We start from the raw sequence: 25,791 nt of genomic DNA, 5'->3' as shown, positions 1-25,791 counted from the left end.
TTAGGAAGTCTTTTTTCTTTTCACAAGCAAATCGGCTACTTTCCTCATTCTTTTATCTCATGTCAAAGAATTGGATCTGATATGTTACCAGATCAACGAAAAAAAGGCAATCTTCTATCAACTGAGCCTTTCTCCTTCCTTATCCAGCTCGTAACGCTGAATCGCTGCCATGTTGGATCGCCTTGATACGCAATCCGATCTTCAAAAGAATAGCTGCAACAAATAAGGTGACAGCAATCAAAAGGAAAACCCCTCGAATCCCAATCAATCCCGAGAAAAATCCCCCACAAATCGGTCCCAACATATTTCCTAAACAAGTAGCACTGGTGTTGTAACCATAGACGGTACTAATTTTACCTGGAGGTGCATATTTGCGAATCAATGAGTTAAGTGAAGCAGCTAATCCTCCAACAAATAGCCCCAGCAAGAAACGGATGATCAATAACTTCCAAACGGAGCCGACAATCATATGCGGAATAAAAAAGACAGCTGTTCCGATCATGGCAAAAAACAAAACACGTTCAGAACCATGTCGATCTCCCAGTCTTCCCAAGATTGGAGAGGAAATCATATTAGCCACTCCAGTTACCGAAGCCACCAAGCCGGAAAAAAATGCAATATATCCTCCAGGTGCTCCAAGTTCAGAGACAAACAATGACATGAGAGGTTGGGCTCCCATTAAAGCAAACTGCATTAAAAAGCCAACCCCAAATAAAAGGGGCAATTGTTTTTGGCGAAAAATCCTGGTAGCATCTGCCAGCATGTTGCTTTTTTGTTTCTCTTTTTGCAGGCAAAATTCTTCCTTGACAAAGAACAAAACAACAAAGGTAGCAATCGCAATTCCTATACCCGTTATAAAGAAAATCATCCGATACCCAATAGCCTCAGCTAAAATTCCACCAAAAAACGGGCCGATAATGGTTCCTGCTACCGCCCCTGACTGTAACATCCCTAATGCATATCCCACTTTTTCTTTTGGAGAATTGGTAGACATAAGCGAAATCGATGCAGGGACAAATCCCGAAATAATACCGTTTAGCAACCGTAAAAACAACAACTGAGTGGGGGACGTAGCAAGCCCCGTAAGAAAAATGACAATCGCCATTCCAAATCCGGAACGCAAGACCATGATTTTTCTTCCAAACCGATCAGCCAGGTTCCCCCAAATAGGCGCAAAAATAAAAGCGGAAAAAAAGTTGGCACCAAAAATGATACCTGCCCAGAGTTGCACTTCATCTTGATTTTTCATTCCCATTTCTTGCAAATACAATGGCAGAAAGGGCATAATCATCGACATGGAAGCTAGCACAAGAAATTGACAAATCATCAAGATATACAAGTTTCGTCGCCAATACTTCACCTTTCTCATCTCCCAAGTTTCTATCTACATATATTTAGTGATGCGAAATATCAAGATAAAAAGAAAAGCCACATGTGCTTGTGGCAAAAAATTCTAGCTGTAAAGCTTATGAACTCCAAAAAGAACTGCCACAGATAAGTGGCAGGAAAAAAATCAATGGATCTGATTTATATCTCTGGGCATATCCTGTTACTAAAGTTCCAAGATAAACTTCGTCGTTGCGAAGGTTCTACACGGTAAACAAAAGGCATTTGCTCTATACGCGAAATCAGTTGATCTGCATTTTTTCCATCAACATAGAGATATACGTAATGAAGTCGTTTAGAAATATAGTGAACATTACCCAAGCGCTCTAATGAACGAGCTGCTTTCAAATCCTTTACCCATACTGCTAAACCTATTCTTTCCGCAAACTTCATGATCATCTTACCGGCTACTTGAAAGTATTTACTTTCTTCCCCTTTCATCGTACTTCATTTGGTCCAGCACTCCAGAGGCGTAACTTCCGACAAAACTTGCCGTACAAGAAATGTAGCCTTTCCTTTCATTCAAATTTGTTCAACCTGACCAAAGATAAAGTCGAACAACCAAAGCCTTTTCATGATCTGTGCGTCAAGATTGGGTGGAACCTAGGCTTGCAGCACTAAGGAAAAGTATATTTCATATTATTTTTATGGTAACATGCAATAGAAAGAAGATCAACTTTCAAGCTTCGAGAAATCTAACTGAATTTTATCACAATGAAGCAGTCTGTTCATTAAGGTGATCATATGTTAAACTTTGAAATAGTTTTTATCACCCAACTGCAAAAAATGAATACAAAGCCGTTTCTACAGCTCACAAACCGCCAATTTGCGGGGATGAATTTTTTATACGTCATCCTGAACCCCAATACTTCCCAAACCAAATTTGAAAACTTTCTATTGACCGAAGCGAAACGATTGATTTCAGGAACGGATTGGTCATTTGAATATCAATATGTGCGCACATCCAATCAAAGATTGGTATATCGGTTTCGTTTTCGTGCTCCAGAGGAAAAAAGTTTTTGTTGCGGCAATCAATGTCCTCATTGCATTCTAAAAAGATGATCATTTACGATGACATGATTTTTTTCGGATCGATCGGGGCTGATTGCTTGGTACTTTAATGGTCTCCGAAATCGAATGGGCAATCGTGGCTGAAACCTCATATAATAACTGATCCAGCTTTTCCTCAGCTTCCAGATAAGCAGAAATCAAAGGATGTTGACGTAATTTCTTTTGAAAGCGCTCTGCTTTCTCTTTGGCCTCATGGTAGTTCGGGTGAAAAATCCCAAAACGTTGGGCTTCTTCGTATAAACTCTTCACCCTTTGAAATTCTTTAATCAACCGTTGGGCTTCTTCATTTTCTTGTAGCTTTTTCTTTAGTTGGAGGTAATTTTTCACCTCTTCTGACTCATTTATCTGATCTGCTAAATGATAAGCATCCATTAATATCTCACTCATGTCTAGTGGCTCCACTCTACATCCCCCTTCTCTTTTATTGTATCACAAAAAAAACTCCACTTAACCATTCCTGAAAGTGGATAAAAAGGAAAGATGTTTATGTTCAAAATGATGCGGTTTCAGCTCTTGTCTGTAAGTTGTCTCATCTTACTTCTAGGTTGTACACCTGAACCAGCTGATCAAATGAAAACATCCCATCCAACCAATGAAAAAAAGAACGGATCAGAATCAGGAGAAAACAACAATATGGGATCCAATGAGCTCACCTATCATCAAATCAAAGCGGAAGAAGCTCCACCTGAAATTCAAAAACAGCTCGACTCCCTTGTAAAAAAAGGTGGCCATATTAGCCATTTTACATCTGATCACATTTACATCGCGATCTCCTTAGGCCCTCGCAAGTCCAGCGGATATAGAATTAAAATAAATAAAATAGAAAAAAAGAACCGCCAGGCAACCATCCATGCAACAGAAACAACTCCCAAACCCGATGAATTTGTCACGCAAGTTATTACTTATCCCTTTATCATTCTGTCCATCCCTAGAGATGCTATCGAGAAAGTAAATGTTCATCTTTCGCAAAATAACTATTCCCAACCTAATGAGAAAAAAGTAAAATGAAAGTAAGTGAGTCCATATTTTTAAAAGCTTGTCCCTTTGGTGGGGCAAGCTTTTTTTATAAAAAAACACCCTCCTGATATTTTAAGGAGGGAATTAGCAAGGAAGGGAGGAAGCAAAACAGCTTCCCGTAGTATGTATGCAAACGTCTGACAAATTATCCCCTCTATTTCTGTTTAACCCCCTTCATGATATGTCTTGATCCACGGTGACTGAGGCGACTCAGGTGAATCCCACATCCGCTCAAATGCCGGAGAGCCCTGATAACTTTTCCAATCAGGGGGCATCCTATACATAGGAAAATGATAAGGACTCATGGATCCATAGGGTGGTATATAACCAAACATTTGCCAAGGAGCATAAGGAAACGGACACGGTTGATTCACAGAGTAGGGAGCTTGAGACATCCAAGTGAAAAACATCGGGTCTACCCAATATCCAGGAATCATACCTGAACATTCGGAACAAGGGTTCATTTTCTTAACCTCCCGCATAGTATGTTTATCAATATAAATATATGGAGAGAGCAGGGAAAGTATGCTACGCCAGTATTCTCCATCCGCTTCCTAGGAGGTCGTTTCTTTGCAATTGAATGAGTTTCGTATTTTATTCGATATCGTTCTTATTATTTTTCTTGTTTTTCTCAATGGTTTTTTTGTGGCTTCTGAGTTCGCCATTGTCAAAGTGAGATCCACTCGAATCGCTCAATTAACAGAGCAGGGAAATGTTCGGGCTCAAACAGCACAAAAACTCATTCTCAATTTGGATGCTTACCTTTCAGCAACCCAATTGGGCATAACACTGGCCTCCTTGGGACTTGGTTATGTCGGAGAGCCAGCTTTGGCCAAAATTCTAGAACCAGTGCTTCATTTTTTTCATCTTCCATCAACGTTGGTACACGTGCTTTCATTTAGTTTTGCTTTTGCCTTTATTACTTTTTTACATATCGTCCTGGGAGAAATGGCTCCTAAATCGATCGCCATCCGCCAGGCAGAAACGACCACGCTGTGGATCGCCCGACCACTTCATTTCTTCTTTGTTTTATTTAAACCTGCTATTTGGATCTTAAACCGTTCAGCCAATTTCATCCTGAAAATGTTTGGCGTAAAATTAGAACCTGACCATCAGCAAGCTCATACCGAAGAGGAAATACGGATGCTTGTGGAGCAGAGTCACCGCAGTGGCATTATTGATCAGACAGAGCTTTCACTGTTAGATAATATCTTTGATTTTACTGATCGCGTAGGCAGAGAAGTAATGGTGCCACGAATCAAGATGGTTTGCTTATATGCCCATGAGCCGTTTGCCAAAAACTTGGAAGTGATCAATGAGACACACTACACCCGTTTTCCTCTGTGTGGACGAGACAAAGATGATATCCTGGGTATTGTACATATTCGCGATATCTATGAAAAACTTGCCATGGGAAAGGTCCCTGATCTGCAAGAAATTGTCCGTCCTGCTGTTTTAGTTCCTGAAACCATGGAAATTAAAGATATTTTGCGTACGTTACAAAAACACCGAACAGAAATGGCAATCGTCGTTGACGAATATGGCGGAACATCCGGACTGGTCACTATGGAGGACATTATTGAGGAAATCGTTGGTGAAATTCAGGATGAGTTTGATGATGAACGCCCCTTTTTCCAACAAAAAGGAAACGAAACATCGATTGATGCGCGTTTATTGATTGAAGAAGTCAATGACTTTTTCCAATTAGACATAGAAGATGAAAACAACGATACAATCGGCGGATGGATCTTCTCACAACTGCAAGCAGTACCGAAAGTGGGAGCAGAAGTATCTTATAAAAACTATCTGTTCATTGTTCAGGAAATGGATCAACGTAGCATTACAAGAATACTTGTCAAACCCATTGAACAAAAACAACCCTAACTTTTCTGCAAAAGGAAAACCAGGGTTGTTTTTGTTGTTATGATCATCATGGTTATTCTAATTTACCTGAATCAAACCATAACCTGTTAAAGGATCTTTACCTTTGGGTGGAAGGTCAATGGCTTTTCGTGCCATTAATCTTTTTAATTCAGCCACCGATTTATGCGGATAGGCTGCACGATAGATGGCCATCACTCCAGATACATGTGCAGTTGCCATTGAAGTACCATTTAAAACAGCATATTGCTTTTTATGATACGTACTTAAAATATCGACTCCAGGAGCAGCAATATCCACCATCTGACCTGTTGCGGAAAATGGAGCCCGTTTATTCAACTTGTTTAACGCTGCAACAGCAATGGTATCAGGAATACGTGCTGGAATTTCAACGGTATCCCCCTGTCCAGAGGATAATCCCGAATTTCCAGCAGCAGCAACAATGATAATTCCCCGATCGGTCGCTTCTTTTACAACTTTTTCTAATATCGGAATAATATTTCTCCCACCACTGATACTGATATTTAATACATGCATCCGATTGGCAATACCCCATTCAATTCCCCTAATTAAATTTGTTAATGAACCCGTTCCCGACGAATCCAATACTTTAATTGCATACAAAGACACATGAGGGGCTACGCCAATAACTCCTACACGATGATGTAGTGCTCCGATCGTTCCTGCAATGTGTGTACCATGTCCATTGTCATCCTGTGGTGATTTGGAAGGAGAAATGATATTCACACCACCTTTAATGTTTCTGGCCAAGTTGGGATGATTTAAATCAATTCCTGTATCAATGACTCCTACACGAATTCCCTTCCCTGTATTTAATCGTCCTCTCCCCAATACTCTCAACACATTCCACGGCACCACTTTTTTTGACATGCGCCTAAGATTGGCTCCCATCACTGTAGGAGAAAGAATCTTTTTTACACGGTAAAAAGGAAGTGATAAAATATGATCACGAGATATATAGACTAGGTTTGGATCCTTTTTTAATTGAGACAAACATTTTTTATCAGGAATCCGCGCTGTAACGATTGGCATAAACCGGCTGACAAAAGAGATTTTCCCACCCATCGCCTGAATTTGTTCAGGCTTTGGCGAATACTGATACATCAGGGTGTATACCCCTGTTTCATTTTTGTGAATCATTCATATCACCTCTTTATTCCAACATATGAATAAAGAGGTGATAAAGTTTAGACTCTATGAATCCGCAAATAATTGATTTTATGTTTGATCCTCATCGGCTTGTGTTCTGATCTTCTTTCCTCTTCCCGCTTTTCGAACTGCTTCCTTCAACAAATATTCAATTTGTGCATTAACGCTACGAAACTCATCAGCAGCCCATTTTTCAAGTATTTCATAAAGCTCCGGATCTATACGTAAAAGAAAGCGTTTTTTTCCTTTACTCATGTGTATAGAGAACCCGTATTGATCACAGGTGTAGTACCTGAATCTGATACCAGGGCCACTAACAGATTGTTCGCCATCGATGCTTTTCGCTCTTCATCCAAGTCAACAACACCCTGTGCTTCCAAATCTTTCAGTACCGTTGTTACCATTCCCATCGCACCTTCTACGATCTTTTGGCGTGCAGCAATAATGGCTTGGGCTTGTTGACGTCGAAGCATCGCTTGGGCGATTTCCGGAGCATATGCCAAGTGGCTAATCCGCGCCTCAAGAATCTCCACTCCCGCAATTTTCAATCGCTCTTGCAACTCATATTGCATAGCATGTGAAACTTCATCTGGGTTACCTTGAAGAGATTCAATGTCTTTATCGTGACTGTCATAGGGATAACGACTGGCAATGGAGCGAATGGCTGTTTCACTTTGAATATCTACAAACTCCTCTACATCTTCCATGTCCAATACTGCTTTGGCAGAATCAATCACACGCCATACAACCACAGCACCGATCTCAATTGGATTTCCCTCAGCATCATTCACTTTAATCTTTTCACTATTGAAATTGCGCACACGCAAAGAAATTTTCTTTTTGGTTGCTAAAGGGTTTACCCAATAAAACCCGTCCTCCCGTACACTCCCTATATATTTTCCAAAAAAAGTAAGGACATACCCTTGATTCGGTTGCACAACCAAAAAACCGAATCCGACAAAGATAAAAAGAATCACACCAATCACAGCTAAAGGAATATTTGAAACAGCAAACGAATATAAACTTCCAGCCAAAAGAAGCAAATCAATCAACAAAAACAAAAAACCATTTGTTTTCCAAGCATTTTGTTCCTGGATTTGACTCATTTAAAAGTAAACCCCTTTCTTTTTATCAAACCAATATCTTGATGTTATCTATATGATATCATATGAATATAATCATATCAAGTTTCAGAAAAAAATAAAAAAGCATAGGATCGACCCATGCTAAGCTTGTTGACAAAGGATCTATTTTGGATCTGAGTTCCTTTCCTGTTTTTTCTCCCGCTTAAAAATGAGCAAATTACCCTCAACCGGAAAAGAAACCCCTTCGTTTGCCAACTCCCTCAAAACAGGATCAACCTATGCTTGCTTGGTTCATAACGTTCTCAACTGAATGAAACCCATTCAAAAATTTCCATCAATGCTGAAGTACTTCCCTATGTCTGCAATTGGACTCCCTTAGCAGAACTAATCAAAAGGGTACACCCTTTATCTGTTGATACAGATCGATTAAAACCTGGAGGCAAATAATAGTAATCGCCCCGATTTAATTTTTCTTCCCCTACTTGAACCTCGCCTTCAACGACAAAAATCTCTTCGCCTCCAACATGCTCATGAACCGGAAATTGGCTATGAGCATCCATCTGTAACAAAATACTATACTCATCAGCAGATTTTCTCAGATAACTTATCTTTACACCCTGTCCCATCGGGATGCGATCGCTTTCACTATAGCGAATAATATAGGGTTTATTCATAGAAATAGGCCCCCTGCTTTTTTTGCCAACATTGTACTTTACAATCCATTTTGTTTCAAGTAGTTTATGAACAAGAACAAAAGATATTTGCCAGAATAGGCAATGGAGTGAATTTTTATGCGAAATCTGCTCACCCAATCATTAAAACAATTAGGTGACACTTCCAGCATTATTCACCTGCAAACGATTCATGGTGGTTGTATTAATCAGGCTTATTATGTTCAAACGGAAAAAAGAGAGTATTTTATCAAAGCCAATGAAAAAGTTTCTCCAGATTTTTTTAAGAAAGAAGTGACTGGCTTACGTATACTCCAACAATCAAGAACGGTAAATGTCCCTGAGATTTTTGGTGAATTCTACTTTGAACAAGAACAGGCTGCCATGCTTCTGATGGAATGGATCCAGGGAGACAAAAGCGAAAAAACCGAAGTATGGCTAGGACATCAGCTCGCTCTTCTGCACCAAACGACAGAGAAAGCATTTGGTCTGGATGAAGATAATTATCTGGGTTCCCTCCCCCAAATCAATGGATGGGACACCAATTGGGTTTCCTTTTACCGCGACAAAAGACTCAAGGTTCAGTTAGAACTCGGGATTCAGCGCAAGCGAATAACAGGTCAACGACTGAAAAAGCTGGAAAAGCTGATGGCCAACTTATCCCAATGGCTTCCTAAAAACCCCTCCCCCTCCCTGATTCATGGTGATTTGTGGAGTGGAAATTGGCTTGTAGGTCCACATGGTAAACCTTATTTAATTGATCCTGCCGTTTATTATGCTCACCATGAAATCGAGTTGGCGTTTACTGAACTATATGGCGGTTTTTCCGAGCGTCTCTATCAAGCTTATCAAAACATCCAACCTTTGCCTTTAGATTACCAGGATCGTAAACCACTTTATCAGCTGTACTATCTTCTCGTGCATCTCAATCTGTTCGGCGAGGGATATGGTCAGTCTGTCGACCAGATCTTGCATCGTTATGTATAGATGGAAGCTGTTAGCCCACAAGTGCTAACAGCTGTTTCTGTTTCAGTGTTGCAAATCGCTGGATACACGAGGATTATGTGTTTCTGTGATCTCTTGCATCGCTCGACCGGCTTCATCAGCAAACGGCTCACGCACAGCCATGTCTCCAATCGAAACAATTCCAACCAATTGATTATTTTCAACGACAGGCAAGCGCCGAACCTGGGCTTCAGCCATTATGTTTGCTGCTTCATCAATCGACATATCTGGTCGACCATAAACCAGGCGGCTAGACATAATGTCTTTTACAGCACTGGAATTCGGCTTTCTTTCAGCAACTCCCCGAATGACAATGTCTCGATCCGTAATCATTCCTTTTAATTGATTATTCTCGAGTACGGGAATCGATCCTACATTGTTATCACGCATAAGACAGGCAACTTCATATAGATTGTCATCAGGAGACACAAAAATCACATTGGTTGACATGATATCTCTTACTTTGTTCATAACAATACCCCCCTTTACTTCTATTAGCTTTTCCACCAAATAAAAAAGCATGCATATCCATTTGGAAGTTTGAGTTCCCTACAAAAATCTTAAACCGTTCCTTTGTTCAAATAATCCATGGCTAATCGGATAAACAGCTCTATTCCCACTTTCATCGCTTCTTCATCAATGTCAAACAATGGATGATGGTGGGGCGCAACTATCTGTTTCTCTGGATTTCCTGCTCCTACAAAACAAAAAGCTCCTGGAATTCGCTCCAGATAGTAAGCAAAATCTTCTCCTGGCATCATCGGAGGTATATGCCATACTTGTTGTTCACCTACGATTTGACTCGCCACATTTGCTACCCGTTGGGCTTCTTGCTCATCATTGATCACTGCTGGATAGCCGTATGTATACTCAAATCGATATTGTGCTCCATACATCTGGCAGGTTGCTTTTACCACCTCTTCGATCCGTTCAACCAGCATTTTGCGAATCACTGGATCAAATGTCCGAACAGTTCCCAGCATGCAACAGGTATCTGCAATGACATTGAATGCGTTCCCGCCTTGAATCGAACCGACTGTAATAACTCCAGACTTAAGAGGATCCACTTGCCGGCTGACTATGGTCTGTAAGTTGACAACCACATGAGAAGCAATGGCAACAGCATCAATGGCTTCATGAGGAATACCACCATGACCACCACGGCCAATAATTTCAATCATAAATGCATCAGATGCCGCCATTATCTCTCCGCCCCGAACACCGACAACACCTAATGGCAATGGGGTCCATAAGTGAATGCCATAGATCACATCCACTCCATGGAGAACCCCATCTTGGATCATGGCAATTGCACCACCTGGTGGCTTTTCTTCAGCTGGTTGGAAAATAAATAGAATGTCTCCTTTCAGTTTTTCTTTTTGTTCACTCAAAAGCATTGCTGTTCCCATCAGCATAGCCATATGTGCATCATGTCCACATGCATGCATAACACCTGGAACTTTAGAACGATAGCTACAGTTTTTTTCATCCTGAATCGGCAATGCATCCATATCTGCCCGTAAAGCTACAACTGGACCTGCTTCCTTTCCTTTCAGTAAACCAGTCACCCCATATCCACCAATCCCTGTCCGTACTTCCAGACCCAGCTCTCGTAAAAATTGTGCAATCTTTTCGGAGGTATTTTTTTCCTGATAAGATAATTCAGGATATTGATGAAACATTCTTCTCCAATCCACCATCTGCGGAAACAGCTGATCGATACGCTCTTTCATTTTTCTCCTCTCCCTTATTTATCACAAACTATTCGTATCTGTCATTGTCATGTTATTGCTTTATGGCTTCGTTCATACTATCATTTAATAAGGATTCTATGCGGTGTGCTACAAAAAGGAGGCACTTGTTATGATTTTTCATGAAGCAAAAACCAAAGGCATTAAAAAACAGTTTAAAGAACTTGAAACTATTATGAAACAACTGGGGTTTGTTCGTTGGTCCTGGGATTATGAAAAAGCAACTTATGACCTGAAATATACGGCAGATGGAGTAGACTACTATTTACGCCTGCGTGGTACCGTTGTCAATGATAAAGCGCTCGAACATCCTCAAGCAATTCTGGAAATGGGTACCCCTGTCTTTGTTCGCCACTTCTTCCCACATGGCCTCGACGACTCCGTTGAAGTTCCTCCAGCCCTGGAGTCACAAGTCAAAGAAAAATTAGCTGAGCTGGAGAAAGCATTATCCGCATAAAAGAAAAAGGAGGGAGATATCTACTTTGCTAGACATCTCCCTTTTATTTATCTTACGCGCTGTTCTTCCTCCTCTTTTTTGGAAACGGCCATTTTATCCTTCAGGTCGACTCCTTCAACCTTGACATTCACTTCCACCACACGAAGACCTGTCATATTTTCAACGGCTTCTTTTACTTCTTGCTGCAATGTACGGCAAACATCATGAATACGAACACCATACTCAACAATCACCCGTAAATCAATCGCTGCTTCAACTTGCCCAACTTCAACATCTACACCCAAGGTCATATTTTTACCACTTACCCGTTTGGCAAGACCTTCGGTAATACCCCCTGACATGCTAGCAATTCCTTTCACTTTTGTGGCTGCAAGTCCTGCAATAATCGCTACTACATCATCTGCAATCCGAATGGTTCCACCCGTATACTCTGTCATATGATTTTCCTGCTACTTCCGTCTGTTATTGACAGATTGATCCGTAGCAGGAATCCACCTCCTTTAACATGCTCGCTACCCAAAAAACTTTTTGTTCAACAAGCAAATACGCCGTTTGTCGCCGACCATCTCCAACCATATCGATCTATCTCTATCTTTATTGCGTTGTCAGTCCATTCGTGTACTTTATAGAATAACACAAAGCGGATTGCTGTTGGCAAAAATCAAAAGATCTCATTGTAAAATTCTACATTTACCAATTTGTTTCCTTCTCAACGTATTTAAATAAACCATTCACCACCAAGATAAATCCCCTAAAGGATCTTTCTCTTCTTTTTTCACCTTTTCCAGCTTACGCTCAGTATGAATCAACTCTCTAATAATCTCCCGTAACTTTTCTTCATATTTCAACTGTTCTCGTCGCAACAAACGGGCGTCTGCCTCTTCTCCTCTCCGCGTAGCGCGTTGGAATTCATCTTGTTTTTCACAGATCATCCGCTCAAGTCTAGCAATTTCAATCTTTAAGTTTTCAACATCTCTTTCATATTTCCAAACAGACACATAGGACACTCCTCATAAACTTATATATAAAAGAAAGAAAGTGCTTCGTCTGAGGAGTTACCATCATTTCGGCTCGCACTTTCATAATAAAAAGTCTTTTTTCATGAATCAACCAGCATCTAGTGAACATTTATTGATATTGTATCCAGCGATTTTTACCATCATCTGGACTTGAGGATGACCAAGATTCACCTTATAGCCATAGAAGACCTTGTCATCCATCTCAATCTCATAAGGGATTAAGTATTTTCCTTTCACTAAACGGGTAAATAGATGATTGGCCTCCACTTCACTGATATGTAGCTTGCGTAAGAAATCATTTTTGATCCACGTGCTTCCATAGCTCTTACCCGCATTATTTGGATCACGATACCATTCATAAATCTGAACTACCGCATTATGCACCAAGTGATCAAACTGAAGGTTATGCAACTTATCGATTCCAAGAAATTCAAATAAGTTATGGGTTTTATCACAAAACTCATGCAGTTGAGCTGATTTGGACAAACTTTCATCATACAGGCAGAACAATTCGACTCGCTTTCCCTTCGACCATAAACGATCAAGCAGTGGAATCATATCCTGATCAGCGCTCACAATGACAAATGTATTAATCTCGGGTATCTGGTATAAAACTTCCATGGCGTCTAAACATAGTTGAATATCTGCTGCGTTTTTTCTCTCTTCCCCTCTTCTGCCATTTCCATATACTTGATGCACATGAACCCTTTTTCTTTGCAAACTCATCATGGACAGCTCAATTTGCTCAAAATCGGCATATGCCTCCATCATACGGATCGAATCTTTCCCATAATGTTCCTGAAGTCGCAAGAACAAATTATGCTTATCATCTGGATGATCCGGATCCATATGATATTTTTTTAGCCCATAATATACATTTTCCAAGTCTATAAATACTGCAGTATCCTTGACTTGCTCCATGATCTCCCCCCTTTCATTCGGGCCATGTTGGACTATTTCTCTTTTATCTGGTATTTTCCTTCTTTTTTCCAACTAAAATAACCAGTAAGATTAACCACTTACACTTAATATATTTCTTGCTTTTCTTATGCATTATTTTTTGCAGCAATGCAAAATATTAATCAATCATGTTATAATCATCTGGTGATTCTATTAATTATTTTACAAAGATTCAACAACATAAGGGGTGACAAAAGTGAAAAAAAAGTGGTTTTATCCACTACTGATCACCACAACTATCGGTAGCGCACTCGTTCATTTTTTTACAAAGGTGGAGTGGATCCAGTTTACTTTGGCCTGTACTTCCCTATTATTTTGGGCTGCCCTCCTCGGAAAAGCTACAGAAAGTGTAGCTCACTATGCTGGTGAAAGGTTAGGTGGATTGCTGAATGCAACATTTGGCAACGCAGCCGAACTCATCATTTCAATTTTCCTGGTAAAAGCCGGTTTATTTAATTTGGTGAAAGCCAGCATTATTGGTTCCATCATCGGAAATTTGCTGCTGGTTTTGGGATTAAGCGTATTTTTTGGTGGGTTAAAGTACAAAACCCAACAATTCAATCCCATATTGGCCGGTCATAATGCTTCATTGATGATGATCGCCGTCATTGGTTTGTTTATCCCTGCCACCTTTTTACAAGGTGTACCCCATACCAGTGTATTCAATGTAAGTATGATTATCGCTGCAGTCTTAATCATTGGTTATTTCTTATGGTTATATTTTTCCTTGGTCACTCATCGGAAAGAACTTAGTGAACAAGAAACGGAAGCCAATCCAACCGACCATGATGAAGACGAAGGCCCTGCCTGGTCCAAATGGGTTTCCATTTTCATGCTCGCCCTCTCGACCATTTTTGTTGCAATCCAAAGTGAATGGATTGTTGCCACTGTGGAATATGTAGCCCATGTTTTGGGCTGGTCGGAACTTTTTGTTGGAGCTTTCTTGATCGCTATCATCGGAAATGCGGCTGAACATAGTGCTGCTGTCTTTTTGGCAATGAAAAACCGGATTGGCGCAGCCGTTGAAATCGCCATTGGCAGCAGTTTGCAAATTTCTCTTTTTGTTGCACCTGTCTTAGTGTTTATTGGTTTATTATTTGGACAGCATATGAATTTAATCTTTAACCATTATGAAATTGCTGCAGTAGCAGTCGCTACGTTTATTGCTTCTTCGATTTCACGAGATGGTTCAACCAACTGGTATGAAGGTGTTTTACTATTGATGGTCTATATCATCCTCGGTGCTGCCTTCTTTGTTGTTAGATAGCCCATATGCATATGAATCGAGTAGATTTTTGTCGACTCGATTTTTTATACTTGCCAGACCAGAACCAATGGATCAGAAAGACAAAACCACGACAATCAAACCATAGCTCATGCAATAAACGAAATCCCTTCTGTTCATAACAGAAGGGATTATTGATTTTATCATGATGCATGGATTGACAATCGATTTTGCTTATTCGGATATAAGGAACTATACTTTCCCAAGATATGAATCTTCTCTTTCACAGCTGCTTCTTGTTCCGCTTTGGTAATGACACCAAGTTGGAGCATCCGTTTTAGCACGATTTCCTGTCGTCTTTTCGCCTTTGAAAAATCTTTGACTGGAGAGTACCTTTCAGGTGCTTTCGGCAAAGCAGCTAACATTGCTGCTTCTGCCAAGCTGACAATCTCTTTATTCGGGTTATCCATACGTGTTGTTTTACCAAAATAGAAACTCGCAGCTGTTTCAATCCCATATATTCCATGACCAAAATATATATTATTTAAATACATTTCAAGTATTTCTGGCTTGGAAAACTTCCACTCCAGGTAAAATGCGATCCATATTTCCTTTATTTTTCGGCTAAATGTCTTATTATTCGTTAAGAACAAATTACGTGCCAGCTGCATGGTAATCGTACTGCCGCCTTGGATTTTTCCTCCTTTTACCAGATCGATCCATAAAGCTCTTCCCAAAGAAATAAAGTCAATCCCGATATGCCGGTGAAACCGATGATCTTCAATGGAAACAAATGCTTGTCCTAAATAGTCAGGCATTTCATCGATAGATACATGATTAGGTGTTGCTTGTGCAGCAGCAAGTTTTTCTTTATCAATCTGAAGGCTTCTTGGAAACCCCATGGCATTCCCACCAATAAATTGAACAAGTAGAGCCACTTAAAGAATAAAAAATAGCCATGATCTTTTCTTAGCTTTGTTTCTCTATACAAAATAGGCTCTCTTAAAATAATACCATATTTTAATAACATTCGGACATACTCCCTACACTTCGTTCGCATTATTTTCATACTTTTATCCATCTATTGTTGGAATTCGGGGTGAAATGGACAAAAAAATCCTCTGCTGATCAAAACAGAGGATGACATGCATTTACTTATACCAACTTAGCTTCTTGTCAATAGCCTCATTTTGTTATCTTGGCACATTTAGGTCCCACATATCTTGAATCTGGACGAATGATCCGATTATGACTGGCTTGCTCAAGGATATGAGCAATCCAACCAGCTGTACGACTAACTACAAACGTAGGTGTATACAACTCCGCTGGCAATTGGATCGCCTTAAGGACGGCAGCTGTATAGAACTCTACATTGGTATAAATGGAACGATGCGGCTTATATTCCTTTAACAACTGCAAAGCGATTTGTTCTACCTGAACAGCAAAGTCGAACCACGGCTCATTGGCCGCATATTCCTGAACAACCGTACGGAGTGCTTCAGCTCGTGGATCTGTTGTTTTGTAAACACGGTGTCCGAAACCCATCAGCTTTTCGCCACGCTCCAACTTTTCACGCATCCACGATTCAGCACGCTCAATACTACCGATTTCCCCCAGCATATCGTCTACTTCTGATGGAGCGCCACCATGAATTCTTCCTTTCAGTGCCCCAATAGCTGCAACTACTGCAGATAAAATATCAGATTCGGTAGACGTTACCACACGCGAAGTAAAGGTAGACGCATTAAAACCATGTTCAGCTGTTAAGATCAGATAAGCCTCTAAACCCTTCACATGTGCCTCGCTTGCTTCATCGCCACGAAGCATATACAAATAGTTTGCGGCAAAAGATAGATCGTCGCGTGGCGGAACGATGGGTTTATGATGAAGATAACGATATCTGGCAGCAATGATGATCGGAACTTGAACCAATACCCGAATTGCCTGCTCCCATGTAGGTGGCCAATCAGGATTTTCCATCGTAACCAATACAGAGCGCAAGGTACTTAGCATGTCAATCCGCTCTGGAATCGTTTGTATTAAACGAATCATCTCATCCGATAGTGTTTGCGACTGGCGGCACTTTACTAACCACTGCTTCTCTTCTTCCCCATCTGGAAAATGCCCTTTCCATAACAGATGGACAACCTTTTCAAACGTACTTGTGGTGGCTAATTGCTTGGCATCATATCCTCTATAAATCAAGTGACCCTGTTGTCCATCGATATGAGAAATTGCTGTTTCTGCTACAACAACACCCTCTAAACCTGGATTTACTTGCATTATTTTCTCCCCTTCTCAAAATGCTTTCCTATTTTTATCATAATATGATCCATTCCGAAAAATCCAATTTATTCTATTAATCAGTGTGATAAAATATTTTTATCAAAAAGCTAGAGGGTGAAATTTATGAACGAACAACAATTGCTTACTTTTATTGAAGTAGCCAGGCGCAAACATTTTCGCCAAGCAGCTGACGCATTACAACTTACTCAACCCGCTGTCAGTGCACAAATCCGTAGTCTTGAAGAAGAACTTGGTACCACTTTGTTTTATCGGCCCAATGTAAAACTTACTTCCAGTGGTAGCTTATTTCTTCCTTATGCTCTGCAAATCGTGGATTTGATTCGTGAAGCTAAAGAATCTATATCAGAAAATGAAAAAAAACCGATCAATCGCCCAATGGTTATTGGAACCACTTCCTGTTTAGCGATGACGGTTCTGCTACGTTTGACACATTATTTTCAATCGTTTCGTCAAACGCTTCCTTTACGAGTATTAACCTTGTCAGCAGATGAGATCATTACTGCCCTTAATGAAGGACAAGTTGATTTGGGAATCGCTTATAAACTGGATTCACTTCCCAGTCATATTCAAACAAAAACCCTCTTTTATGATTCATTTGCTTTGATTGCTTCATACGACCACCCGCTGGCTAAAAAGAATACCTATATCACCGTCTCTGACTTGGAACATATTCCTATCATCTCATTTGCCCCTTCGACCATGGAACGACGGATGATGGATCAGATTTTTAAACAGTATGGTATCCAGTTAAATATCATGATTGAATTAACCAGTGTAGATGAAATTAAAAGCCTTGTCGCCGCCAATTATGGAGCAGCCCTTATTCCAACTATTTCGGTAGATAGCAAAAGTTCATCTTATCGACGGATCCATATGACAAAATTTGATCATTCTTTTCCCGTTCAACTCTACTATCCAGAAAAACGTTACCAATCACGGACACTGAGAAAACTCATCGAGGATATCAGTGGTATTTACACGGTAGAGGATGGACTCGGAGATTAAAATGGCTCATTGTACTCGAATGTTCATAACAAGCATTATGTAAATCTTGTTTTTTTATGTTTTTCTATATTTACATTTTCAGACTATGCAATCTATTATCCGATCTACTTACGCTTCATATCGCAAAAAATTCAAAACTAATGTATAATTTATATGATAAGAATTGCTTATGAGAATTGGAGAATAAATCATGGGATTAATCACGATTTGGGGCGATGAGAGTAGCCAAAACGCTCACAAATACATGGTTTTGGGGACAATTTGGGAGAATCCTTCTTTTGCTGCTGACCTTGAGAGAGTCGAATCCAGAGATGGATCACAAATTCAACTTCAGATAGCTGATGTATTTGCAGGTGCAATCGCCTATTTGACACTCCACACGGCTGAAGCCGTGGGATTCTTGGGTCGTTAGCGTCCGCAGTCCGTTTCCGTTTTGGACAACGCCCAAGTTCAGGGGTGTGTCATCACCCCGTCCCATGCAGTTCTACGGCACTGGACCGCATGTACCCACATGGGCGGCATACCTGTTACCAGTATGCTAGTTCCTTTCATTCACTCTCATGGTTTTACCTGGTAGGAGACTTTCGCTACCAGAACCTGATACCATGACGTCACAAGAAAATTCGACCTACTACCAGTAGGATGAGCACCGCTCATATGTTTGATTATATAGAAAATTGTTACTCTAAGCAATCCTATGATTCAAACCGTGGGCTTTCAAGCGGCATTTTTGTAAAAAATGGGCATTATGCTAAGGCAAAGAAAAATAATAGCAAAAATGCGAAGGTAGATGTAGTAGACCACATACAAAAAACGATAGGAATTTCATTAGACTCTTGTCATTCTCCCAAAGAAAGCGATGGTTTCAACATTTGGTGCTTTAAAAGAAAATAAATCAGCGCCCTATTCCCTATCCCAAACGGGATTTCCACACGGCCGAAGAGGCCATGGTTTCGGGTGATAGTGGCGCCGATGTAGTAACATCTTATGCAATATTGCTAACTTGATTATACCTTATTTATTTTCTTATGTCATTACTTCAGAGGAAATTTTGGGATTCACAACAACTGGTTTCATGTCGCTCGCCCTAACATTTGTTCATACAAAATACACGAACAAACACCAAATTTTTGAGATAACTACACAACAAAAATTTTGCTATACCTAGCCCTAAGGGGAGAGACATTAAATAAAAAAGACTCCGGGAATTGGAGTCTTTTGCTTACTCACCGACCGATGAGGGAAGAATGGTTGAATAAAGGTGAGCTAATTTCCGTTCAAGTTCTAGGATAATCTGTTGACCTTGCTCACGCGTAATCATACCTAGACGAACAGCAAAGTCAATTTCTCTGGAAAGGCCAAACATTTGGGTGTCTAGTACTTCTTCATATAACGGACATTTCGGCAAAGTCAAATTTTCTAACTGAACTGCAATCAACTGCTCGATTTTTTCCGCATCTTCCCTAAGCAGTCGTAAAGCCTTTTGACTTAAATCGGTCTGCGTCGGTATGGACAAAATGCATCCCCCCATCGACCGTTCCACACAGAATCCTGAAAACGGCCTTAATCCCACATGCTATCATTAGTTTATCATGATCATCTATGGTTTGCAAAACGATACAATCCACATAAACACAAGCAAAAATAATATAATCAGTCCTTTCTCTATCCATCTAGCTCATTTAAGTTCCCGATTCAAAAGGATCAAACGATTTGATATTTCATTTTCCTGGCATTCCTGTTTTTCATTGTCCACTTCGATCCGTTATAATCATGTGTATGCTACATACAGCGAGTTGAATCACAAATCTATCAAAAACAAGGTGATCTTATGCACTCAGTCATTCTTATTACAGGAAAAGTTAAATTTCGTATTAATCTGGATCCTACAATCTGGATCGTTGACGATCGACATTTTCCTTTAAGCGAACGTCTCCCTGGCGTCGAAGGACTCGCCATGGAACTGGGTCCTTTTCTTAATAATGCAGAGCCTGATTTATCAGCGACTCATATGATCTGTCATCGCTCTCAAGGTGAAAATGTAGTCCTGACCATGGAAGAAGCTCGCTCCGCTTATCTATGCTTCGCTAAAAACAATCAGCCGATTCGCGAAGGTGGACCCGCTCTTCTCTATCTGGCTGATGGAAGTAATAAAGATGAGCCTATTGACTATCTCACTGAACTGGAAGTGATCGTGCAATCATAGTAGAAGCGACTCCAATTGAGGAGTCGCATATTTTTATGCCAAAAATGAATAAATCTTAATATAATGAAATTTTAGTATAAACCTATTATTCCGAAATTATTTTCTATCCCCCTGGTGGGTCTGAGTGCAGCTTGAGTGACTCGATTTGATTTTCCATTTTCATCCCTATTTCCCTCCTTTCCTGTAATTGTATATGCATTTGGAAAAAAGATTCAATATATTTCTGGTAATTTTCCGGATCATCTTTTTGACAGCAGCACGCTAACTTTAACAAAATATTCATTGCCTGTGCTTTCAAGAAATGTTGTTCCGCCAAAAGAAGTGCAGATTCATAAGAACGTCGTGCTTTTTTATATTGATTTTGGCGCAAATAGCTATCCCCCAATGCTTCCAGAGCTTCACACAAACGAAAAACATCGTTGGTTTGTTTACCCAGTCGGACAGCTTCTTCCAATGTAGAAATAGCCCATTTCATCTTTCCCGTAATCGAATACAGTTTCCCTAGCTGCGTATATGTAGAGATCAATAAATACTCCTTCTTGATTCTATCTTTCAATCTTAGAGCAGACCGTAAACACTGTTCTGCTTTTTTCCATTGCTCCAAATAAATATAACTGCTACCCAACACAGTCCATAAATCAAACAACCTCTCATGATTTCCTTCTATCCGAGCAAGCTCCATTCCAGCCAAAGCATATGTCGTTGCTTCTTCATATCTTTCAGTCTTATTCAACAGCTCCGCTTGTAATTCGTACATATTGAGCAATACCTCAGTACTTTTTATTTTCTCCATCTCTTTCCACATGGCATTTAGTGTTCGCAACGCCTCTTCCACACGATTCTGATTTTTCAAGTAAATAACCTTATTCACCATCAAATGATACTGATAATATTCCCTCTCTCTATTAGGGACAAATACACTTAACCCTTCCTTTACATATTGGATCGCTTGTTCCAAATCATTTTGATAGTAAGCGATACGGCTGAGTTCATTATAACAGGCAGCTTGAATATTGCTAGAGATCATCTCTGGATGATTCCCCACTACTTGAATCCCTTTTGAAAAATAGACACTCGCTTGATTCCACACTTTTTTTCTTAAATAGTATTTTCCTCTCAGGTAGTATAACCACGCAAGTAAAGGATGATCATTCTCCAGACTTAACCGTTGCAATCCTTTCCAAGCATGTTCAAAATTACAGGCATCAATATCATGTTCAATCATCACAAGCTCAAACCGAATCTCTTCTTCACTGAGCTCTTCTTGTTTGGGTAAGGATAAATGATCTAAATCCAAACCCAATTTGGAGCAGATATGTTCCAGTTTACTTTTGCTAACTGTATAAGCCCCTCGCTCGATATTGCTAATCGTGGCAGTTGAAATCAAATCATCAGCCAGATCTTCCTGTCGGAATCCTTTCCCTTTTCGCACACGCTTGATTAATTCACCTAGCTCCAATGAAACAAAAATGGATTCTTTCATACAGCACCTCGATCAATTTTTTTGGAAACAATTAGACAATTCTGCCTCTATATTGGCTATTTTACTGAAAATCCGTCGTTTGGAATGGCTTTTTCATTAAATTCCATTGAGAGATAGATCTATTGATTAAATATTTTAATGAGGTTATCGTTGTGCATAATTATTTTTAATATTGGTAAAAATGCGCTCCCTTTTGTATAATCTACTTATCCATTCACTCCCCTCTCATTTTTAGACAAGTAAATGGAAAGGAGCATGTCTCACATGATTATTTGGGATACTACTCACCCTTACGGTAAAAACAATAAATTGCTGGATACTTTCTCCTGTTTTCAAGTAGAGTTAGAGACAGCCAACGGTGAGGTTTTACATTTTACTTTTGAAACGGGCAAAATTCTCGAATTTAATCAAGTTACCGTAATCGGTGGTCATCTTTCTGGCATCACCAGCTATTCAATGGTTCAGCAACAAAAGGATGAAGAAAGAGGCACCTGCAAATTACAGATGCCAATATATAGTCCTACTCCTTTTAGATGACCATTTCCTGCAAACAGAAGGGATTCACAGGAAGTACTGGATCACAACAGAAATGAGCGACCTTCACTCGTTGACTCAACGGTGATATGGAGTTTTAGTCACCAACCAATAGACCAAATTGACTTTATGTCTGATATAGCTCTTTAAAGAGCATGATCAGGATAATTTTACATCATTTCTAATTATCCGACAAGCAGCGAAGATGAACATTCACTTGCCCATGCGTATGATATAAAACGTACCTGTAGCAAAAGCGATTTTTTGCCCTCGATCATTTGTGATCTCACACTGGGAAACAACCAGTGTGCTTCCTTTGTGTATGAGTCTGGCGCGTGAAATCAGCTCTTTACCCACTCCGGGTTTTAAATAATTGATCTTCAGTTCAGAAGTCACCGCATCATATCCTTCAGGTAAACGTTTATTGACAAGAGAACCCATGGTCGAATCTGCCAATGATGCTGTAATACCTCCATGAACAATACCTGCACGATTCATCATAAATGAGGTAATGGGGACACGAAACTCATACGTATCCTCATCGACAAATCGACCCGCTAACCCCATGAAACCAGACAAATAAGCACTTTGACGCTCACGCCTTTGTTGAATTGCTTGTAAAGTAAGTCTTACCAGTTCTTTTTCCTCATCTGATCCCTGTTCAAGTACTTGTTGTAACTTATGAATTAGATCCATGATGTTCACATCCTCAAGTTACACTTAAGCAATCTGACAAAAGATAGTGATATAGCAAACGATACGTATGCATAAGTGAATCCCGATGTGTCCGTTCATATGCATGCGAAGCGTCAATGCCTGGGCCAACCAAACCATGCATGACATCGTGTCCCGCACGCACTGCCGCACTGGCATCAGATCCGTAGTATGGATAAATATCCACTCGATAAGCGATGTCATGCTCCTCAGCCAAGGCAATGAGATGCTTTCTCAAACCATAGTGATACGGACCGCTGCTATCTTTGGCACAAATGGATACGGTATATTCATCCGAGCTTTGCCCATCTCCAATGGCTCCCATATCTACCGCTACATACTCGCGAACTTGTGCCGGAATGTTGGAATTACCGCCAAAACCCACTTCTTCATAATTACTGAATAAAAAATGTGTGGTATGAGGAAGAAGGATCCGTTCCTGCTTCAACTGATGAATCAGCTCAATTAATATGGCGGCACTCGCTTTATCATCCAGATGGCGTGATTTAATAAATCCTGAATCTGTCACGACCACTTGCGGATCAAAGGAAACAAAATCTCCAACACAAATGCCTAATTCTTCTACCTCTTCTTTTGTAAAAACACGTTCGTCCAATCGGACTTCCATATTTTCCACATCACGTTTTTGTTCCCTTGCATCTTTATATACATGAACCGATGTATGTGTCGCCAGAATCGTTCCGGTATAAACCTTTCCTTCTCTTGTTTCGATATAACAATAGGCACCGTCTACAGAAGTCCAATGAAAACCGCCGATATTTGTGAGCTTTAAACGGCCATTGGACTTGATTTCTTTTACCATTGCTCCCAATGTATCAACATGTGCAGTAAGCAACCGATGTACTTCATCATTGGCTCCAGGAAGTGTCACCAGCAGTCCGCCTTTATTGTTTTTAAATGCAGACACTCCCAACTCTCTCATCCGTTGTTCAATATAATCAATTGCGCGCTCAGTTCTTCCTGTCGGACTCGGGATATTAAGCAGTTTGACCAATGTTTCGACCACCGCATTTTCCGGATACGCTTTCATTTCTATCTTCCTTTTACTTCTTCAGATTTTCTGGGTTCAGTGGTAACAGATCTTCTACCACAAATTGTCCATCTTTACGAATAAGCTCACCATCAAAATAAATCTCGCCTCCTCCGTATTCCGGACGCTGGATACATACCAGATCCCAGTGAATGGCTGAACGGTTTCCATTATCTGCTTCCTCATACGCTTGGCCAGGTGTAAAGTGAAAGCTTCCAGTAATCTTTTCGTCAAACAGGATATCCTTCATCGGATGCAAGATATAAGGATTGAGTCCCAAACTGAATTCGCCAATGTAACGTGCCCCATTATCCGTATCCAAAATTTTGTTCAGCTTTTCCGTTTCATTGGCTGTTGCTTTTACAATTCGACCATTATCAAGTTCCAGCCGTATATTCTCAAATGTCGTCCCATGATAAATGGTAGGAGCATTGAAAGTAATGACTCCATTCACTGATTCCAAGACGGGAGCGGTAAAAATCTCACCATCCGGAATATTATGTTGACCGGAGCATTTAATGACAGGAATTCCTTTGATTGAAAAAGTCAAATCGGTTCCTGGTCCGACTATACGCACTTGGTCGGTCTGTTCCATCCGTTTTTTCAGTGGCTCCATCACTTCATCCATGTATTGATAATCCAATGTACAAACATCAAAGTAAAAATCCTCAAACGCTTCCGTACTCATATTGGCCAATTGAGCCATGGATTCATTCGGATAACGTAAGACAACCCATTTCGTTTTTTTCACTCTTAGCTCGCTATGTACCTGGTGATAATAAATGCGGGAATACAAACCCATCTGTTCATCTGGCACATCCGACAGTTCACTGATGTTATTGGATCCCCGAACAGCAATATAACCATTCATTTTCCCCATCTGATAAACACCCAGATCTGTCCAGCGTTTGAGATGCTCTTCTGAAGTTCCCAGTAGCAAGGAGCGCTGAATTTTTTGGTCATTGAGCTGAACAAATGGAAATCCTCCAGCCTGATATACTTCCTTGACCAATTCCCGAGCCAAATCCCGATCATCTCCATAGATGTCGATCAGTACATTCTCTCCTGGTTTTACTTGACAAGAATGATGAACCAGAATCTTGGCCAGTTTCGTTACACGTTGATCACGCATATAAATCCCCTTCTATTCATGTTTTTTAACCTTTACGAACCATTTTAACACGATGTGCTTTTCTCAAAAAAGAGAATCGAATATAAAAAGTTTCGTATCTCGTATTTTTTCTCTACTTTTTATTTTATACAATAAGATTGTAATCTATTTCTAATCAGTCCATTTCATACAAACCAATCCACTGTGGTACTGAACAGAAAGGAGATCATCTTTACATGGCTATCAAAAAAATCGAACATGTTGGGGTTATGGTAAAAGACATAGAGGCTTCGATCCGCTTTTATCAGGAAGTATTAGGTATGAAATTGCTCTATCGCATGCCCAATGAAAATCTTCAACTCGCATTCCTGGGATTCCAAGATTCAAACGAAACCGAACTTGAACTTATTCAAGGATACAATGATCAATTGCCAGCAGAAGGAAAGGTACATCATCTCGCCTTTACCGTCGATAACATTGAAAAGGAGATTGAGCGGTTAAAGCAACACGACATTCAATGGATTGACGAAGAAGTAACCATATTGCCGAATGGTTCAAAATACATTTTCTTCTATGGTCCTGATGGAGAATGGATTGAGCTGTTTGAATCAACGAGATAAAGTCATGTTATACCCAAAAAAAGCTGCCCATTTTGGTGAAAATGGGCAGCTTTTGAATTTGC

At 40.2% G+C, this 25,791-nt stretch carries 30 protein-coding genes; 11 read left to right on the top strand and 19 right to left on the bottom strand.

Translation table 11 applies throughout. From position 1 onward, the window contains the following. Window positions 1-139 precede the first annotated feature (139 nt). The 3 genes from BMZ78_RS05120 to BMZ78_RS05105 form a co-directional block, all read right to left on the bottom strand. The gene (locus tag BMZ78_RS05120) at window positions 140-1,360 is read right to left on the bottom strand and encodes an MFS transporter (protein ID WP_093228512.1); all 1,221 of its coding nucleotides are present in this window, start codon (window positions 1,358-1,360) and stop codon (window positions 140-142) included. Between the two features lie 167 nt (window positions 1,361-1,527). Continuing rightward, window positions 1,528-1,827 (bottom strand): YlbG family protein, encoded by a 300-nt coding sequence (locus tag BMZ78_RS05115; RefSeq protein WP_245739742.1) that lies wholly within the window; start codon window positions 1,825-1,827, stop codon window positions 1,528-1,530. A gap of 621 nt (window positions 1,828-2,448) precedes the next feature. Then, a complete protein-coding gene (locus BMZ78_RS05105) occupies window positions 2,449-2,859 on the bottom strand; it encodes a YlbF/YmcA family competence regulator (RefSeq protein WP_245739741.1) in 411 nt (136 codons plus the stop codon). An 84-nt stretch (window positions 2,860-2,943) separates the two neighbouring features. Here BMZ78_RS05105 and BMZ78_RS05100 point away from each other — a divergent pair, with 84 nt between their 5' ends. Together BMZ78_RS05100 and BMZ78_RS05090 are read left to right on the top strand one after the other, a co-directional pair. Continuing rightward, window positions 2,944-3,465, top strand: coding sequence for a protease complex subunit PrcB family protein (locus BMZ78_RS05100; protein ID WP_175482299.1), 522 nt, complete (start codon window positions 2,944-2,946; stop codon window positions 3,463-3,465). Between the two features lie 585 nt (window positions 3,466-4,050). Then, the gene (locus BMZ78_RS05090; RefSeq protein WP_093228695.1) at window positions 4,051-5,358 is read left to right on the top strand and encodes a hemolysin family protein; all 1,308 of its coding nucleotides are present in this window, start codon (window positions 4,051-4,053) and stop codon (window positions 5,356-5,358) included. A gap of 57 nt (window positions 5,359-5,415) precedes the next feature. On the opposite strand, the gene BMZ78_RS05085 is transcribed toward BMZ78_RS05090, so the two are convergent. The 4 genes from BMZ78_RS05085 to BMZ78_RS05070 all read right to left on the bottom strand — a co-directional run bounded on the left by BMZ78_RS05085 (window position 5,416) and on the right by BMZ78_RS05070 (window position 8,284). Then, window positions 5,416-6,516 carry a S8 family peptidase gene (locus tag BMZ78_RS05085; RefSeq protein WP_093228506.1) on the bottom strand — a complete coding sequence of 367 codons (1,101 nt, stop codon included), beginning with the start codon at window positions 6,514-6,516 and terminating at the stop codon, window positions 5,416-5,418. 78 nt (window positions 6,517-6,594) lie between these two features. Further along, a complete protein-coding gene (locus BMZ78_RS05080; protein ID WP_093228504.1) occupies window positions 6,595-6,780 on the bottom strand; it encodes a type II toxin-antitoxin system antitoxin in 186 nt (61 codons plus the stop codon). Continuing rightward, window positions 6,777-7,622, bottom strand: a complete 846-nt coding sequence (locus tag BMZ78_RS05075; protein ID WP_217644994.1) for an SPFH domain-containing protein — start codon at window positions 7,620-7,622, stop codon at window positions 6,777-6,779. Before BMZ78_RS05075 ends, BMZ78_RS05080 begins: the two co-directional genes overlap by 4 nt. Before the next feature lie 341 nt (window positions 7,623-7,963). Continuing rightward, the gene (locus tag BMZ78_RS05070) at window positions 7,964-8,284 is read right to left on the bottom strand and encodes a cupin domain-containing protein (RefSeq protein ID WP_093228502.1); all 321 of its coding nucleotides are present in this window, start codon (window positions 8,282-8,284) and stop codon (window positions 7,964-7,966) included. Between the two features lie 117 nt (window positions 8,285-8,401). Between BMZ78_RS05070 and BMZ78_RS05065 the strand changes: the two genes are divergently transcribed. Then, window positions 8,402-9,268, top strand: coding sequence for a fructosamine kinase family protein (locus BMZ78_RS05065; protein WP_093228500.1), 867 nt, complete (start codon window positions 8,402-8,404; stop codon window positions 9,266-9,268). 42 nt (window positions 9,269-9,310) lie between these two features. Here the strand turns inward: BMZ78_RS05065 and BMZ78_RS05060 are convergent, their stop codons facing one another. Further along, the gene (locus BMZ78_RS05060) at window positions 9,311-9,757 is read right to left on the bottom strand and encodes a CBS domain-containing protein (RefSeq protein WP_093228499.1); all 447 of its coding nucleotides are present in this window, start codon (window positions 9,755-9,757) and stop codon (window positions 9,311-9,313) included. Between the two features lie 89 nt (window positions 9,758-9,846). Continuing rightward, window positions 9,847-11,019 (bottom strand): M20 metallopeptidase family protein, encoded by a 1,173-nt coding sequence (locus BMZ78_RS05055; protein WP_093228498.1) that lies wholly within the window; start codon window positions 11,017-11,019, stop codon window positions 9,847-9,849. Window positions 11,020-11,149: 130 nt separating this feature from the next. On the opposite strand from BMZ78_RS05055, the gene BMZ78_RS05050 reads away from it, so the two are divergent. Beyond that, window positions 11,150-11,494, top strand: coding sequence for a YugN family protein (locus BMZ78_RS05050; RefSeq protein WP_093228496.1), 345 nt, complete (start codon window positions 11,150-11,152; stop codon window positions 11,492-11,494). Window positions 11,495-11,541: 47 nt separating this feature from the next. On the opposite strand, the gene BMZ78_RS05045 is transcribed toward BMZ78_RS05050, so the two are convergent. The 3 genes from BMZ78_RS05045 to BMZ78_RS05035 all read right to left on the bottom strand — a co-directional run bounded on the left by BMZ78_RS05045 (window position 11,542) and on the right by BMZ78_RS05035 (window position 13,434). Beyond that, window positions 11,542-11,931: an Asp23/Gls24 family envelope stress response protein gene (locus tag BMZ78_RS05045; protein WP_093228495.1), complete on the bottom strand. Its 390-nt coding sequence runs from the start codon at window positions 11,929-11,931 to the stop codon at window positions 11,542-11,544. A 294-nt stretch (window positions 11,932-12,225) separates the two neighbouring features. Next, window positions 12,226-12,492, bottom strand: coding sequence for a hypothetical protein (locus BMZ78_RS05040; RefSeq protein WP_093228493.1), 267 nt, complete (start codon window positions 12,490-12,492; stop codon window positions 12,226-12,228). 108 nt (window positions 12,493-12,600) lie between these two features. Continuing rightward, window positions 12,601-13,434: an NYN domain-containing protein gene (locus BMZ78_RS05035; RefSeq protein WP_093228492.1), complete on the bottom strand. Its 834-nt coding sequence runs from the start codon at window positions 13,432-13,434 to the stop codon at window positions 12,601-12,603. A gap of 235 nt (window positions 13,435-13,669) precedes the next feature. On the opposite strand from BMZ78_RS05035, the gene cax reads away from it, so the two are divergent. Continuing rightward, a complete protein-coding gene (gene cax, locus BMZ78_RS05030) occupies window positions 13,670-14,740 on the top strand; it encodes a calcium/proton exchanger (RefSeq protein ID WP_093228490.1) in 1,071 nt (356 codons plus the stop codon). 161 nt (window positions 14,741-14,901) lie between these two features. Here cax and BMZ78_RS05025 read toward each other — a convergent pair whose 3' ends face one another. Then, on the bottom strand, window positions 14,902-15,600 hold the full coding sequence (locus BMZ78_RS05025) for a transglycosylase domain-containing protein (RefSeq protein ID WP_093228489.1): 699 nt from the start codon (window positions 15,598-15,600) through the stop codon (window positions 14,902-14,904). Between the two features lie 283 nt (window positions 15,601-15,883). Further along, entirely contained in the window at window positions 15,884-16,981 is a 1,098-nt protein-coding gene (locus BMZ78_RS05020) for a citrate synthase/methylcitrate synthase (protein ID WP_093228487.1), read from the bottom strand. A gap of 126 nt (window positions 16,982-17,107) precedes the next feature. Here BMZ78_RS05020 and BMZ78_RS05015 point away from each other — a divergent pair, with 126 nt between their 5' ends. The 3 genes from BMZ78_RS05015 (at window position 17,108) to BMZ78_RS05005 (ending at window position 18,904) form a co-directional block, all read left to right on the top strand. Further along, on the top strand, window positions 17,108-18,010 hold the full coding sequence (locus BMZ78_RS05015; protein ID WP_093228486.1) for a LysR family transcriptional regulator: 903 nt from the start codon (window positions 17,108-17,110) through the stop codon (window positions 18,008-18,010). A 190-nt stretch (window positions 18,011-18,200) separates the two neighbouring features. Continuing rightward, window positions 18,201-18,422, top strand: coding sequence for a GNAT family protein (locus BMZ78_RS05010; RefSeq protein ID WP_093228484.1), 222 nt, complete (start codon window positions 18,201-18,203; stop codon window positions 18,420-18,422). 245 nt (window positions 18,423-18,667) lie between these two features. After that, complete coding sequence (locus tag BMZ78_RS05005) at window positions 18,668-18,904, top strand: hypothetical protein (RefSeq protein WP_093228483.1); 237 nt, start codon at window positions 18,668-18,670, stop codon at window positions 18,902-18,904. Window positions 18,905-19,232: 328 nt separating this feature from the next. On the opposite strand, the gene BMZ78_RS05000 is transcribed toward BMZ78_RS05005, so the two are convergent. After that, on the bottom strand, window positions 19,233-19,541 hold the full coding sequence (locus BMZ78_RS05000; RefSeq protein WP_093228481.1) for an Fpa/YlaN family protein: 309 nt from the start codon (window positions 19,539-19,541) through the stop codon (window positions 19,233-19,235). A 300-nt stretch (window positions 19,542-19,841) separates the two neighbouring features. Between BMZ78_RS05000 and BMZ78_RS04995 the strand changes: the two genes are divergently transcribed. Continuing rightward, window positions 19,842-20,216: a hypothetical protein gene (locus BMZ78_RS04995; RefSeq protein WP_093228480.1), complete on the top strand. Its 375-nt coding sequence runs from the start codon at window positions 19,842-19,844 to the stop codon at window positions 20,214-20,216. Between the two features lie 103 nt (window positions 20,217-20,319). Here the strand turns inward: BMZ78_RS04995 and BMZ78_RS04990 are convergent, their stop codons facing one another. Then, window positions 20,320-21,699, bottom strand: coding sequence for a helix-turn-helix domain-containing protein (locus BMZ78_RS04990; RefSeq protein WP_093228478.1), 1,380 nt, complete (start codon window positions 21,697-21,699; stop codon window positions 20,320-20,322). A gap of 264 nt (window positions 21,700-21,963) precedes the next feature. Between BMZ78_RS04990 and BMZ78_RS04985 the strand changes: the two genes are divergently transcribed. Beyond that, window positions 21,964-22,236 carry a hypothetical protein gene (locus BMZ78_RS04985; RefSeq protein ID WP_093228477.1) on the top strand — a complete coding sequence of 91 codons (273 nt, stop codon included), beginning with the start codon at window positions 21,964-21,966 and terminating at the stop codon, window positions 22,234-22,236. Between the two features lie 210 nt (window positions 22,237-22,446). Here BMZ78_RS04985 and BMZ78_RS04980 read toward each other — a convergent pair whose 3' ends face one another. From BMZ78_RS04980 to BMZ78_RS04970, 3 genes are read right to left on the bottom strand one after another with little or no spacing between them, the layout of a single operon-like run. Next, complete coding sequence (locus tag BMZ78_RS04980) at window positions 22,447-22,929, bottom strand: PaaI family thioesterase (RefSeq protein WP_093228475.1); 483 nt, start codon at window positions 22,927-22,929, stop codon at window positions 22,447-22,449. A gap of 13 nt (window positions 22,930-22,942) precedes the next feature. Next, window positions 22,943-23,998, bottom strand: a complete 1,056-nt coding sequence (locus tag BMZ78_RS04975) for a M42 family metallopeptidase (protein ID WP_093228474.1) — start codon at window positions 23,996-23,998, stop codon at window positions 22,943-22,945. 13 nt (window positions 23,999-24,011) lie between these two features. Next, window positions 24,012-25,130 carry an aminopeptidase gene (locus tag BMZ78_RS04970; RefSeq protein WP_093228472.1) on the bottom strand — a complete coding sequence of 373 codons (1,119 nt, stop codon included), beginning with the start codon at window positions 25,128-25,130 and terminating at the stop codon, window positions 24,012-24,014. 215 nt (window positions 25,131-25,345) lie between these two features. On the opposite strand from BMZ78_RS04970, the gene BMZ78_RS04965 reads away from it, so the two are divergent. Continuing rightward, window positions 25,346-25,729: a VOC family protein gene (locus tag BMZ78_RS04965; protein WP_093228471.1), complete on the top strand. Its 384-nt coding sequence runs from the start codon at window positions 25,346-25,348 to the stop codon at window positions 25,727-25,729. Window positions 25,730-25,791: the final 62 nt, after the last annotated feature.

It is taken from the genome of Thermoflavimicrobium dichotomicum, assembly GCF_900114055.1.
Classification (GTDB): Bacteria; Bacillota; Bacilli; order Thermoactinomycetales; family Thermoactinomycetaceae; genus Thermoflavimicrobium; species Thermoflavimicrobium dichotomicum.
The sequence above is the reverse complement of the archived record's forward strand: the minus strand, read 5'-3'. Positions and strand labels throughout refer to the sequence as shown.